The organism is Sulfurimonas lacustris (assembly GCF_059705355.1).
In genome coordinates this window covers 1,789,571-1,802,916 of the sequence record NZ_AP046125.1, presented here as the reverse complement: position 1 = coordinate 1,802,916, position 13,346 = coordinate 1,789,571, and the positions used below count along the sequence as shown (strand labels likewise).

At 41.4% G+C, this 13,346-nt stretch carries 14 protein-coding genes; 8 read left to right on the top strand and 6 right to left on the bottom strand.

What is annotated here, in order from left to right; all coding sequences use genetic code 11:
• Positions 1 to 37: 37 nt before the first annotated feature.
• From AC6H4V_RS09330 to mraY, 3 genes are read right to left on the bottom strand one after another with little or no spacing between them, the layout of a single operon-like run.
• The gene (locus AC6H4V_RS09330; protein WP_497606618.1) at positions 38 to 601 is read right to left on the bottom strand and encodes a formyltransferase family protein; all 564 of its coding nucleotides are present in this window, start codon (positions 599 to 601) and stop codon (positions 38 to 40) included.
• Positions 601 to 1,800, bottom strand: a complete 1,200-nt coding sequence (gene murD / locus AC6H4V_RS09325; protein ID WP_497606617.1) for a UDP-N-acetylmuramoyl-L-alanine--D-glutamate ligase — start codon at positions 1,798 to 1,800, stop codon at positions 601 to 603. Before murD ends, AC6H4V_RS09330 begins: the two co-directional genes overlap by 1 nt.
• Positions 1,800 to 2,861: a phospho-N-acetylmuramoyl-pentapeptide-transferase gene (gene mraY / locus AC6H4V_RS09320; protein WP_497606616.1), complete on the bottom strand. Its 1,062-nt coding sequence runs from the start codon at positions 2,859 to 2,861 to the stop codon at positions 1,800 to 1,802. Before mraY ends, murD begins: the two co-directional genes overlap by 1 nt.
• 75 nt (positions 2,862 to 2,936) lie before the next feature.
• Here mraY and gpmI point away from each other — a divergent pair, with 75 nt between their 5' ends.
• The 8 genes from gpmI (at position 2,937) to accA (ending at position 11,246) form a co-directional block, all read left to right on the top strand.
• The gene (gpmI, locus tag AC6H4V_RS09315; RefSeq protein WP_497606615.1) at positions 2,937 to 4,412 is read left to right on the top strand and encodes a 2,3-bisphosphoglycerate-independent phosphoglycerate mutase; all 1,476 of its coding nucleotides are present in this window, start codon (positions 2,937 to 2,939) and stop codon (positions 4,410 to 4,412) included.
• 24 nt (positions 4,413 to 4,436) lie between these two features.
• Positions 4,437 to 5,183, top strand: a complete 747-nt coding sequence (fabG, locus tag AC6H4V_RS09310) for a 3-oxoacyl-ACP reductase FabG (protein ID WP_497606614.1) — start codon at positions 4,437 to 4,439, stop codon at positions 5,181 to 5,183.
• Positions 5,184 to 5,201: 18 nt separating this feature from the next.
• Positions 5,202 to 6,149, top strand: a complete 948-nt coding sequence (locus AC6H4V_RS09305) for a YbgA family protein (protein WP_497606613.1) — start codon at positions 5,202 to 5,204, stop codon at positions 6,147 to 6,149.
• Positions 6,146 to 7,480, top strand: coding sequence for a cryptochrome/photolyase family protein (locus AC6H4V_RS09300; RefSeq protein ID WP_497606612.1), 1,335 nt, complete (start codon positions 6,146 to 6,148; stop codon positions 7,478 to 7,480). Before AC6H4V_RS09305 ends, AC6H4V_RS09300 begins: the two co-directional genes overlap by 4 nt.
• A 77-nt stretch (positions 7,481 to 7,557) precedes the next feature.
• On the top strand, positions 7,558 to 8,613 hold the full coding sequence (locus AC6H4V_RS09295; protein ID WP_497606611.1) for an EAL domain-containing protein: 1,056 nt from the start codon (positions 7,558 to 7,560) through the stop codon (positions 8,611 to 8,613).
• A gap of 135 nt (positions 8,614 to 8,748) precedes the next feature.
• Positions 8,749 to 8,976, top strand: a complete 228-nt coding sequence (gene acpP / locus AC6H4V_RS09290; RefSeq protein WP_041672290.1) for an acyl carrier protein — start codon at positions 8,749 to 8,751, stop codon at positions 8,974 to 8,976.
• A gap of 106 nt (positions 8,977 to 9,082) precedes the next feature.
• Complete coding sequence (locus AC6H4V_RS09285) at positions 9,083 to 10,300, top strand: beta-ketoacyl-ACP synthase II (protein WP_428729130.1); 1,218 nt, start codon at positions 9,083 to 9,085, stop codon at positions 10,298 to 10,300.
• A 10-nt stretch (positions 10,301 to 10,310) separates the two neighbouring features.
• A complete protein-coding gene (accA, locus tag AC6H4V_RS09280) occupies positions 10,311 to 11,246 on the top strand; it encodes an acetyl-CoA carboxylase carboxyl transferase subunit alpha (protein WP_497606610.1) in 936 nt (311 codons plus the stop codon).
• Between the two features lie 30 nt (positions 11,247 to 11,276).
• On the opposite strand, the gene AC6H4V_RS09275 is transcribed toward accA, so the two are convergent.
• From AC6H4V_RS09275 to rpe, 3 genes are read right to left on the bottom strand one after another with little or no spacing between them, the layout of a single operon-like run.
• Positions 11,277 to 12,071, bottom strand: a complete 795-nt coding sequence (locus AC6H4V_RS09275; protein ID WP_497606609.1) for a 3'-5' exonuclease — start codon at positions 12,069 to 12,071, stop codon at positions 11,277 to 11,279.
• Complete coding sequence (locus AC6H4V_RS09270; protein ID WP_497606608.1) at positions 12,058 to 12,645, bottom strand: phosphoribosylanthranilate isomerase; 588 nt, start codon at positions 12,643 to 12,645, stop codon at positions 12,058 to 12,060. The genes AC6H4V_RS09275 and AC6H4V_RS09270 overlap by 14 nt, the downstream gene beginning before the upstream one ends.
• Entirely contained in the window at positions 12,645 to 13,286 is a 642-nt protein-coding gene (rpe, locus tag AC6H4V_RS09265) for a ribulose-phosphate 3-epimerase (protein WP_497606607.1), read from the bottom strand. The genes AC6H4V_RS09270 and rpe overlap by 1 nt, the downstream gene beginning before the upstream one ends.
• Positions 13,287 to 13,346: the final 60 nt, after the last annotated feature.

Genomic DNA, 13,346 nt, shown 5'->3' with positions numbered 1-13,346 from the left:
TTTTAAGAGCGCAATTGTATCTGCTTAGGACTGAAAGTTAGCTTATGAGGGCTTGAAATGCCTCTACGATTGCGATTTTTTCTACTTCTTTAATTTTGGTTTCTAGTGAATCAACGCTCTCTTGTTCGTCCAAGAGGAGACTTTTTTGTAAGATGATTTTTCCATCGTCATAGTTTTCATTGACCTCATGGATGGTAACGCCGCTTACTTTTTCACTGTTTTTTATAACGGCTTCATGCACAAAGCGACCGTACATTCCGGCTCCGCCGTAGTTTGGAAGAAGTGCTGGATGGGAGTTGATGACTTTGAAATTTTGTGTGATGTTCGCACTAATTTTTTTCATATAGCCAGAGAGAAAAACATAGGAACATCCATATTCATGCAAAAGCTCTTCAATTTTTGCATCTGGATTTGGGGCTGTTTTTGTGTTGATAGCAAAGTTTTTAATGCCATAAGCAGTTGCGGTTTCTAAAACCGTGGCATTTGAGTTGTTGGAGATAACAAGAGGAATTTCGATGGAGAGTTTGCCGCTCTGCATCGCTTCATATAGTGCGACAAAACCGCTTCCGTTGTAGGATGCAAGGATGGCAACTCTAGGCACTACAAGGCTCTGATAGCGGCTTTGAACTGCTCGCCTCTCTCAGCGTAGGATTTGAACTCATCAAGGCTTGCGGCGGCAGGAGAGAGGAGAGCCACTTCATCCGTTTGTAAAACTTTGTCTATTTGAGCAACTGCATCAGCGAGATTTTTGCAAAGTTCAAACGCAACACCATACTGCTGTGCAAGTGTGCAAAGCTTCTCTTTGTTTGAACCGATAGTGTAAATCTTGACATCACAATTTTGCAGATATGCAAAGAGTTCGCTCAAATCGACCCCTTTGTCATCCCCGCCCAAAATAAGCCGTACATGATGCTCTTTGTATCGCTTAAGTGCCACAATCGTCGCATCAAGGTTTGTCGCTTTTGTGTCATTTACCCAGAGGCGGCTTTTGGAGTCTCTTAACTCCTCTTGTCTGTGTGGGTCTATGACAAAGGAGTTGATTTTTGCATAGTCAACTCTGTCAAAAAGGATTTTATCAACCGCCATCGCCAAAAGTGCATCCATCAAAAATGCGCCTTTGAAGCTGACTTTATTTATCTCTATGCCAAAAGAAGATGCCAAATCCCTCTCATCTTTGTAGGTGATGAGATGTGCCGCTGTTTTGACATCTTTGTATGCCTCTGGGATGATTGCCACCTCTCCCTCACGCATCTTTAAAAGAGGTTTTAGCTTTGCATCGATGTACTCTTGCATGCTTCCGTGCCAACTGAGGTGGTCAGGTGTGATGGGGAGCAGAACATAGATGTTTGGCACGGCTTTTTTGGTGTAGTGGATGGTAAAAGAGCTAGTTTCAAGTATCCAGATTTGGGCATTTTGGTCAAGCTCACCAAGCGGTGTTCCTATGTTGCCGCCCTCTTGTGAGCCATTGTCTTTTAGAAGATACTGCATCATTTGCGTTGTTGTTGTTTTGCCGTTTGTGCCGCTTATCCAGATGGTTAGAGGTGCTGCGCTTGCAAAACAGTCATATTCGCTTATAAGATTTTTGGCTTTTTGTATCAGCGTATTTGATGGAGCAATCCCGGGGGATGGTATCTCTAGGTCTGAGTAGTTTGGGTCAAAATCAAAGGAGGGTTTTACCTTATAGCCATTTTCGTCTGTAAATGGTTTTGAGCATTTGTCATCATAAAAAACGGGGTTTGAAAAGAGTTTTGCAAGAGCTTTTGTGGTCTTGCCGTAGCCAAATAACGATACTCTTTGCATTAGCGAATCTTTAGCGTGATAAGAGCGATGATATTTGAGATCGTTGCGATAATCCAAAAGCGTACGATTATCTTGTTTTCCGCCCAGTTTTTCATCTCAAAGTGGTGGTGGATGGGAGCCATGAGAAAAACCCTCTTTTTTCTAAGTTTGTAACTTCCTACTTGCAGTATGACCGATAGCGTCTCTATAACAAAGATAGAACCCATAAGCAGAAGCAAAATCTCACTCTTTGTGATGATGGCAAGATAGCCCAAAAATGCACCGATAGTAAGTGAACCGCTGTCTCCCATAAAAACCTCTGCAGGGTGGCAGTTGTGCCATAGAAAGCCCGTCAATGCACCGATGAGTGCGCTAGAGACGATGGCGACCTCACCAATGTTGATATTTGGCATAAGCAAGTAGGAGCTAATCGTCGCATTTCCCGTGATGTAGATGATAATGCTCAGTGAGACAAGAGCCGTGATGGATGGAACTGTTGCAAGTCCGTCAAGTCCATCAGTTAGGTTTACCGCATTGGATGTTGCGATGATAACAATAGTCCAAAAAATGACGGCAAAAAAGCCCATATCTAAAACAGGGTTTTTCAAAAACGGAACATAAAGCTGTGTGTTAAAATCTCCCAGACTATATAAAAAAAGCGACATGGCAAATGCAAAAATAGTTTGCAGCAAAAGCTTTGTTCTTGCTTTTAAGCCTGCAAGATTTTCATTTTTTTTAACCTTTGCGATATCATCTTGAAATCCTATAAATGCAAAAAGCACAAGGGTTGCAACTGCTCCGATAGCGTAGAGATTTGAAAATTTGATACTAAGAAGCGAAGCGAGGATGGTTGCAAAGATAAAAACAATCCCACCCATTGTAGGCGTTTTTGCTTTCCCTTGATGACGCTGGGGAGCCCACTCATTTATGGGTTGCACGCTTGAAGTCGCCTGCGCCCATCTGATAAAACGAGGAAGAAGAAAAAGTGTAAAAAAAAGTGCAAGAAAAAATGAGATGCCCGCGCGCACCGTAATATAGCCAAGAAGATTGATATGAAGAATTTCTGAGAGCCAATAAAGCAAGGTAAATAGTCCTTATGTAAAGAAAAATGACATTATAGTATAATTGCATAAAACTATTATTATGAAGGATTTTTATTGGCAAAAAAAGCTATTTTGGTTATAACCGATGGTATAGGTTATAGCGCAAAGACTGAGTTTAACGCATTTTACAGCGCAAATAAGCCGACCTATGAGAAGCTTTTTAGCAAAACACCACATTCTCTTATAGACACTTTTGGACTAAGTGTTGGGCTTCCCGAGGGGCAGATGGGCAACTCTGAAGTGGGACATATGAGCATCGGAAGCGGAAGGATTTTGTATCAGGATTTGGTCAAAATCTCTTTGGCACTGAGTGAAAACAGGTTTGGGGAAAATCCAGAATTTAAAAATCTTTTGGCACAAACACAGAGACTTCATCTTATCGGACTTATGAGTGACGGCGGCGTTCATTCACACATAGACCACTTTATGGGGATAGCGGATTTGGCGGCAAAAGAGGGAAAAGAGGTTTTTTTACATCTCATTACCGATGGAAGGGATGTCTCTCCTACTTCTGCGAAAACATATCTAAGCAGGGTTGTCGCACATCTGAGTGAGAATGTCAAAATAGCTACAATTTCAGGTCGTTTCTACTCCATGGACAGAGACAACCGCTGGGAGAGAGTGCAAAAAGGGTACGAGGCGATGGTGGACGCAACACCAAAAACCGACATGAACCCTGATGCTTACATCGACGCATCTTACGCAAAAAATGAGACGGATGAGTTTATAGAACCTGCCGCTTTTGGCTCATATGATGGCATGAGAGATGGGGATGGAATTTTAACCGTAAACTATAGAAGCGACCGCATGAGAGAGCTTGTCACTGCTCTTGGAGATAGAAATTTTAGCGGTTTTGCAAGAGAGTTTAAAAAGCTTCATATTGCCACGATTACGGAGTATGACAAGAGTTTTGCTTACCCTGTTTTGTTTTTGAAAGATTCGCCGAAAAACACACTCTCTGAAGTGATTTCAAGGGCGGGTTTGAGACAGCTTCACACCGCAGAGACCGAAAAATACGCCCATGTGACATTTTTCTTTAACGGTGGCGTAGATGAGCCGTATGAGAACGAGACAAGGATTTTGATGCCATCTCCAAATGTAAAAACTTACGATGAAAAACCGCAGATGAGTGCGCCTGAGGTCGGCGAAGTTGTCTTAAAGGCTATGGATGATGAGTATGATTTTATAGTCGTAAACTTTGCAAACGGCGATATGGTGGGACATACCGGAGATTTTGAAGCGGCAAAAATAGCGGTAAATGCGGTGGACACCGAACTTGGCAAAATCATGCAAAAAGCAAAAGTGAAAGATTATGCTCTTATTATCACCTCAGACCATGGAAACTGTGAAGAGATGAGAGATGACGAGGGTAATGTTCTCACAAACCATACGGTTGGAAAAGTGTGGTGTTTTGTCGAGGCTGAGGGTGTAAGCAAAGTCGAAAATGGCGGGCTGAACAACATCGCTCCGACTGTTTTAAAGCTGATGGGTTTAGAGATTCCATTAGAGATGGACCATAGTCTGGTTTAAAAAATAAAATTAAAGGAAATTTGGATGAAATTTAGCGGAAAAAATGTTTTAGTAACGGGTTCTAGTCGTGGTATAGGTGCGGAGATTGCAAAAATTTTAGCAAGTTACGGTTTAAAGGTATGGATTAACTACAGAAGCGGTGCGGCGGAGGCGGATGCTATCAAAGATGCTATTGAGGCGGCTGGCGGAAGTGCGGCGGTTATCGGTTTTGATGTAAGCAACGAAGATGCGTTTGTGGATGCGATAAAAACTATCGTTGATTGCGATGGAGAGTTAAGCTACCTCGTAAACAATGCTGGAATCACAAACGACAAACTAGCCCTTAGAATGAAGAACGAAGATTTTATGTCGGTAATCAATGCAAATCTTCTCTCATGTTTTGTAGGATGCAGAGAAGCTATGAAAGTGATGAGAAAGAAGAAGTTCGGTTCAGTCGTAAATATCGCTTCTATCGTAGGCGAAACTGGCAATGCGGGTCAGACAAACTACTCTGCAAGCAAGGGCGGCGTGATTGCGATGACAAAGAGTTTCGCACTTGAAGCCGCAACGAGCGGTATCCGTTACAACACTATCACTCCAGGTTTTATCGCAACGGAGATGACGGATGTTTTAAGTGATGAGATAAAAGAGAGTTTTACATCAAAAATCCCAATGGGGCGTTTTGGAAATCCTGCCGAAGTAGCGGAGGCAACGGCGTTTTTACTCTCTGACCACTCAAGCTACATCACAGGTACAACTCTCAAAGTAAACGGCGGCATGAATATGGCGTAAGCCAAAAAAGGAGAAGAGATGAATATAGCAGTATCGGCATGTTTGCTAGGTGAGGAAGTCCGTTTTGACGGTGGACATAAACATGACAGGTTTGTGACGGACGAGCTTGGACGATACGCCTCTTTTGTTGCGTTTTGTCCAGAAGCCATAGCTTTTGGTACGCCTCGTCCCTCTATCCGTCTTGTCAATCATGAGGACAAAATCTCTGTCATTTCCAACAAAACTGCAGAGGATTTGACACCGCAACTTCAAGAGAAATCTTATTTTGAAGCAAACAAGATAGCTGCAGCAAACCTCAGAGGTATTATTTTCAAGTCAAAATCCCCAAGCTGTGGCATGGGAAGTGCAAAATCCTACATGGAAAATGGGTATGCAGATTCAAAAACAGATGGGGTTTTTGTCACAATCTGCAGAGAGAAATTTCCGCTTCTGCCGATGGAAGAGGAGGGAAGACTTCAAGATATGTGGCTTAGGGAAAATTTTGTAATGCAGCTCTTTGCCTATGATGCAATTGAGAAGCTAAAAGAGAGCAAGCCTGACATGAAGTCAATTGTCGATTTTCATACAAGAAACAAATTTCTGCTTCAAGCAAAAGATGAGAAGCTCTACCGAGTGCTTGGAAATATAGTAGCCAACCATGAAAAACTCCCTCTTGAGACACTTTTTGAAAACTATGCCTACAATTTTAAAGTTGCAATCGCCCAAAAAAGCTCCATCAAAAGAAACAGAAATGTACTAGAGCACATGAGTGGTTTTTTCAAAAATGAGCTGAGTTCTGAAGAAAAAGAGGTGTTGCATGAACAGATTGACGAGTATGCAAAAAAGATAGTTCCTCTCATCGTCCCGCTAAGCACCATAAAACTCTATGCCAAAAAACATAAAACTGCCTATCTTTTGGGGCAGACATTTTTAGAACCTTACCCAAAAGAACTTGCTCTTCGCTCAAGTCTGCTTAGCTCCAAATGAAACGCATCCTCTGGTTTAGAAGAGATTTAAGAGTAGAGGATAACCCGCTCCTCTCTTTTGGCGGAGAGGTTTTGCCTCTCTTTATCTTTGATGAAAATATCCTAAAAGAGCTGCCTAAAAACGATAAAAGAGTGACTTTTATCTTTTATCATGTAGTAAAACTAAAATCCGATTTGAAAAAAATGGGGTTGGATCTTAAGGTTTTTTACGGAAAACCGGAGGAGATTTTTGCGCGCTTTAAGGGTTTTGATGAGGTTGTGGCATCGGGAGATTATGACGCTTATGCAAAAGAGCGAGACACTAAAATCTCTCATATGCTGCACTTTCGTTACTTAAACGACACCTATATCTTCAAGCCAAAAGAGGTGCTCAAAGACAACGGCGAACCTTACCTTGTTTTTACACCGTTTTATAAAAAAGCCAGAGTCATACTTGCTCATAAAAATAGAGATACGGCAAAAATCGCAGAGCATATTTTGGTACAAACAGAGTACGATGGTATCGAAAAAAATGGCAAAATAGTCGCATTGACACTTGAAAATCTAGGGTTTGCAGAACAAAATATCGAGATCGTAAATCCTCATGTAAAGTTAGAGAGTTTTTTAAAAAAGATAGATGTGTATCAGCATAATCGGGACTATTTGTCCTCTGATGCGACTTCAGATTTAAGTGTTGATTTACGCTTTGGAACCATCTCTATAAAAGCAGTTTTACGAGCTCTTTTTTCTTTAAAAGGCGCAGATGCAGAACCGTTTATCAGACAACTTATCTTTAGAGATTTTTACGCCTACCTGCTTTTTCATATCCCGACTTTAGAGGCACAAAACTACAAATATAACTTTAACGGCATAGAAGATAAAGAGAAGTTCAGAGCCTTTTGCGAGGCAAGAACAGGTGTTCCTATAGTCGATGCGGGGGTGCGTGAACTGCTGCAAACTGGAAAAATGCACAACCGTGTTCGCATGGTTGTTGCTTCTTTTTTTACCAAAGACCTACTTTTGCCATGGCAGTGGGGAGAGCGGTTTTTTGCTTCTCATCTGCTTGACTATGACTTGGCAAGCAACGCGCTCTCATGGCAGTGGAGTGCAGGCACAGGAGTTGATCCGCAGCCCTATTTTAGAGTTTTTAACCCCTATTTACAGAGCAAAAAATTTGACAAAGATGCTCTTTACATCAAAAAATGGCTTCCTGAGATTATGGACGTTGCGCCAAAATTTTTACATGATGAAGCGTATCTTCAAAAAAGTACACTCCCAAACTATCCACAACCTATAGTAGAGCACAAAGAAGCGGCAAAAAAAGCTGTTGCACTTTTTAAGACAAAATTATAAACGTACAAAAAAAGAGTACCAAAATTTTTTTTAAGAGAGTAAAATCCAAAATCTGTTACGAAAGAGGAGCACTAACAATGAGCTGTCAAAAATGTCAAAATATTCAACCAGTTACAAACACAGGCGGTAATTTGCTTATAAGTTGCGCTGTTGTGGAACTTGCCGAAATTATGGTGGAGTATCTTGAAAAAAACAAGATTGGGTATGAACTTGAAGATAAGCGTACTCTTTGGGCAAAAATCGACACCTTTGCCGATGCAATCTCCGATATGTGCAAAACACATTTTACAAGCAAGGTTTTACGTGATGATGTGAAGATGCTTTTTTTAGAGTCGCATGAAACACTGACGCCCTCCGCGCTTATCCGTATGAAAACATTGCAGCAGTATAAAGATCTCTTAAGTAGCCAAAAACTCATTGAGATTATTGAGGATGGTTCGCTCACTACTCATTTTCAGCCAATCATCGATATACAAACAAGCAATATCTATGGCTATGAATCTCTTGTTCGTGGGGTAGAAGATGATGGTTCTTTAATCTATCCTGACAAGCTTTTTGGATGGGCAAAAGATGGTGATATGCTTTTTTATTTGGATCGTGCGTGCCGTGAAACATCCCTTAAAACAGCAGCCGTCAAAAATATTCACGCAAAAGTATTTATCAACTTTATCCCAACAGCCATCTATGACCCAAACCACTGCCTTCAATCAACAGTTGCATGGGCAAAACAGCTTAACTTTGACCCGAAAAACATTATCTTTGAAGTTGTAGAGAGTGAGTATGTCACAGATATCGAACATCTTAAAACTATTTTAGATTTTTACAAATCTCAAGGGTATATGGTTGCTCTGGATGATGTTGGAAGTGGCTATTCATCGCTTAATATGATAGCAAAACTACTTCCTGACATCATCAAGATAGATAGAGAAATCATAGACAACATAGACACAAACGCTGTCAATCAATCCATTTTTAAAGCTATTGTGCAAATTGCCAAGGAAAATGGCATTATTGTGCTTGCTGAGGGGATTGAGAGAGCCGAGGAGCTTGCATTTTGTGCTAAAGAGGGAGCCGACCTTGCGCAAGGGTACTATTTTGGCAAACCATCTGCAGAGCCAAGAAGAAAGTTGTAAAACTTCTCTCTTTTTGGCCTTACAACCGCTTCTATTGCCCTTTAAACCCTCTGTATCTCTTTTTCCCCCTTGATAGATTATTTAAGTTAAATGTGCTACAATTCCAAGATTTTACACATAAACATAGGAGCTAGAATGGCACTTTTAGACGATATTAAAGCGGTAGTAGTTGAGCAATTAAGCGTAAGCGCTGATGAAGTAAAAGAGGACTCAAAATTTGTTGAGGATTTAGGTGCTGATAGCCTTGATGTAGTTGAATTAGTAATGGCACTTGAAGAGAAATTTGATATTGAAATTCCTGATGATGAGGCTGAGAAGATTAGAACTGTTAAAGATGTAGTAAACTATATCGAAAGCAAGTAATTATTTACGACTCTACTGAGGCTTCCTCAGTAGCAAATATTTTTTAGCAGTCAGTTTTCTGGCTTTTAAAAAGTATTTCACTATTTTAACTTTAACGGAGATTTGTATGAAAAGAGTTGTAGTTACTGGACTGGGCATGATTAATGCAGTTGGAAATGATAAAGAGAGTTCTTTTAAGGCTATCTGTAACGGCGAATGCGGCATCGATACAATCACTCTTTTTGATCCAGAAAATTACAGCGTAAAGATTGCAGGTGAAGTTAAAAACTTTGATCCCGAGACTGTTATGGATGCAAAAGAGGTAAAAAAAGCGGACAGATTTATCCATCTAGGGCTAAAGGCTGCGCAAGAGGCGATGGCTGAAGCAAACTTGCCTGAGGGTACAGATATGGAGCGTTTTGGCATCAGTGCTGGTTCTGGTATCGGCGGACTTCCTTCGATAGAGAAAAACTCTATCATCATTGAGACAAAAGGTCCACGAAGAATAAGCCCGTTTTTTATCCCTGGTGCACTTGTGAACATGCTTGGCGGTTTTGTCTCCATCGAACATGGAACAAAAGGTCCAAACCTCTCAAGCGTAACAGCATGTGCGGCTGGAACACACGCTATCAGTGAAGCGGTAAAGACGATTATTTGCGGTGGTGCAGATAAGATGCTTGTTGTCTCAGCAGAGTGCGCGATAACAGGTGCCGGTGTTGGCGGATTTGCCTCTATGAAGGCTCTCTCAACAAGAAATGAAGACCCTAAAAGAGCATCTCGTCCGTTTGATGCAGATCGTGATGGATTTGTTATGGGCGAGGGTGCTGCTGCTTTAGTGCTTGAAGTGTATGAAGATGCTGTAGCTCGTGGTGCGCATATCTATGGTGAAATCATCGGTTTTGGAGAGAGCGGTGATGCAAACCACATCACAACTCCAAGTCTTGATGGTCCTGCGCGTGCGATGAAAGCAGCATACGCAATGGCTGGTAAACCGAAACTTGACTATGTCAATGCACACGGAACAAGTACGCCTATCAACGATAAAAACGAGACGGCTGCCGTTAAAGAGCTTCTTGGCGGTAAAGAAAACTGTCCTCCAATGAGCTCTATCAAAGGGCAAATCGGTCACTGTTTAGGTGCAGCAGGTGGTATAGAAGCGGTTGTTTGTTTGATGGCGATGCGCGATGGAGTCATTCCTCCAACTATTAACCATGAAACACCTGATGAAAATTGTGATTTAGATATCGTTCCTAATGTTGCAAGAAAAGCTGAACTAACGACTGTAATGAGCAACTCATTTGGTTTTGGTGGAACAAACGGCGTTTTAATCTTTAGAAAAATCTAAGGAGTCTCTTTTGGCAACATATTTAGAGTTTGAGAGCAAAATAAAGTTTATTCAAGAAGATATCATATCTGCTCAAGTGCGCCATGATGAGGGACTTGTAACAACACTTAGAGCAAATTTAGACAGAGAAGTTTCAAAGATTTTTAACAACCTCTCGCCTTTCCAGCAGCTGCAATTAGCGCGCCACGTGGACAGACCATATGCCCTAGACTATATCAATCTTTTGATGCGTGATAAGTATGAGATTCACGGAGATAGACACTTCCGTGACGATGCTGCGATACTCTGTTATATGGGTTATATTGGCGATGAGAAAGTTGTGGTAATTGGTGAGCAAAAAGGGCGTGGAACGAAAAATAAAATAAAAAGAAACTTTGGTATGCCCCATCCTGAGGGGTATAGAAAAGCTCTTCGTGCTGCAAAACTCGCAGAAAAGTTCAACCTTCCTTTGCTGATGCTCATAGACACTCCAGGTGCTTATCCAGGGATTGGTGCTGAAGAGAGAAACCAAAGCGAGGCGATAGCAAGAAATCTTTTAGAACTCTCCCAGCTCAACACGCCGAGTATCTCTGTTGTTATAGGAGAGGGCGGAAGCGGTGGTGCTTTGGCCATCGGTGTTGCTGATAGACTTGCTATGATGCGCTACTCCGTATTTAGTGTTATCTCTCCTGAGGGATGTTCTGCTATTTTATGGAATGACCCTGCAAAAGTAGAAGCTGCAACCAATGCAATGAAGATTACAAGTAGTGACTTAAAAGAGCTTGGATTGATTGATGCTATTATCAAAGAGCCTTTAATAGGAGCACACAGAGACAAAGAGGCCGCTGCCGCTGCCATAGGGGAGTACTTTTTAGAAGAAGTTGCAAAATTACGTGCGATGAGCGATGAAGAGCGTATGGAACAGCGATATAAAAAACTTACGGGTATAGGCGCATTTAGCGAGTAGAGTTTTTAAAAAAAACTACTCTTGTGCCTTCTACTCTTCCGCAAACAAGAAGGGATCAAATTTTGGTCTCTTTAACCTCTCTGCTTTTTTTACAAACGAAATCATATCTTCTGTTGTTTTGATTTCACTGCCTAAACGGCTCAGTGATATCTTGAAGAGTTCATACGTTGTCATCACGTCGCTCATCGCACGATGGTGTGTTGCTTCTGGGTGCAAATCAAGAAGTTTGTTAAGGTAGGAGAGGGCGTATCTGTAAGATTCGATTGTTCTCTCGGCTAGCGAGATAGAGCAGAGTGAGCGGTTGAGAAGTGGCGGAAGTCCTATTTTTTGCAGACTTTGTGAGATAAACTTGTAGTCAAACTTGACATCATGAGCCACAAAAACAGCGTCGCCCAAAAAAAGTTTGAAGTCATAGAGAACTTTTTTGAGCGACGGTGCATCTTTTGTATCTTCGATACTTATACCTGTGATTTGCGTAATGTGTTCGTTAATCTCGTCGCATTTCACAAAAGAGTCAAAGCTGCCTATAATCTGCCCATTTTTTATCTTAAGTGCGGCAATCTCTATAATTTGGTGTTTTTCTATCTTAGAACCGTTTGTTTCAATATCAACGATGCAAAAAGTTTCATCTTCTATTTTTGTAAATTTTGTGGAGAAGTAATAGTTGCTAAAGTGTTTGACGATGTTTAGCCCTTGCGAGTGCCAAAGCTCCAGATAGTAATCAAGGTCGTTTTTGAGCCTTTGCGAGAGGGCGTTTGCTCCTATGCCGTTTGTTGAGAGGAGATGGAGCGTTTTGTCGTCAAGTTCAAAACTATTTTTTAGCATTTGCTATGAACTCTTTTACTTTTTTTGCATCTTTTTTACCATAAGAGAGTTCCACCCCGCTGCTCACATCAACGCCGTAAAAACCATATTTTTTGACTAAAGCGACATTGTCTGCATCAAGACCGCCGGCTAGTATGATTTTAGAGCAGTCAACCCCATCAAACCACTCTAAGTTGACCCTTTTACCGCTTCCGCCGTATGATTCGCAGTAGGCATCGACAAGTCTGTATTCGTCACTATATGCTAACACATCGTGAGGCTCTTTTGCACGTACAACTTTGATATGAGGGATAAAAAGATGCTCATAAAGTTTCGGCGCTGCTTCAAAATGAATCTGTGCGAGAGTTGCTCCGGCTTCTTGGCAGTAAGAGTTGATAATCTGTGCATCGGCATTGACAAAAAGAGCCACTTTTTCTACAAAAGGCGGAAGTTTTTTGATGATAGCTCTCGCATCGCTTGGCGAGATATATCTCGGAGAGGCTTCATAAAAGACAAAACCTAGCGCATCTGCTCCTGCATCTATTGCCATCATGGCATCTTTGTAGGAGGTGATACCGCAAATTTTACAGCGCATTAGATTTGTAAACTCTTGATAGCTTCTGCTTTGTTTGCATGAGAAAATACATAGCTTCCTGCAACTACGATATCTACTCCTGCATCTTTGAGTAGATGGATATTTTTGTCACTTACACCACCGTCAACTTCTATAAGGCAATTAGGATTTATCGCATCTCTCATGGCGCTTAGTTTTTTGGCTTTTGGTACAACAGTGTCTATAAAACTCTGCCCTCCAAACCCAGGGTTAACACTCATAAGTAGCACCATGTCCAAATCTCCAAGCAGATACTCGATAGCCTCAGGCGGCGTGTGCGGGTTAAGAACGATAGCAGGTTTTATGCCTAAAGAGCGAATCTTTTGGATAAGTCTATGCGGATGTTTCTCCTCTTCGATATGAAAAGAGATATACTCAGGTTTAAGAGGTGCAAAAAGGTCAACAAAAAAAGTGTTGTTTTCTACCATCAGGTGGATATCAAGCGGTTTCGTGGCAACTTTTGCAACACTCGAGACAACAACAGGTCCGATGGTAAGGTTTGGAACAAAATGACCATCCATGACATCCACATGCACAAAGTCACACCCTGCATCGCAAATAGCTTGAACATCACGCGCTAAATTGCCAAAGTCGGCAGATAAAATACTTGGGGCTACATACACAATTTTTTCCTTAATTTTGCAAGAAATCTCTTTAATATTGCGCGAATTCTACAGTTTTAT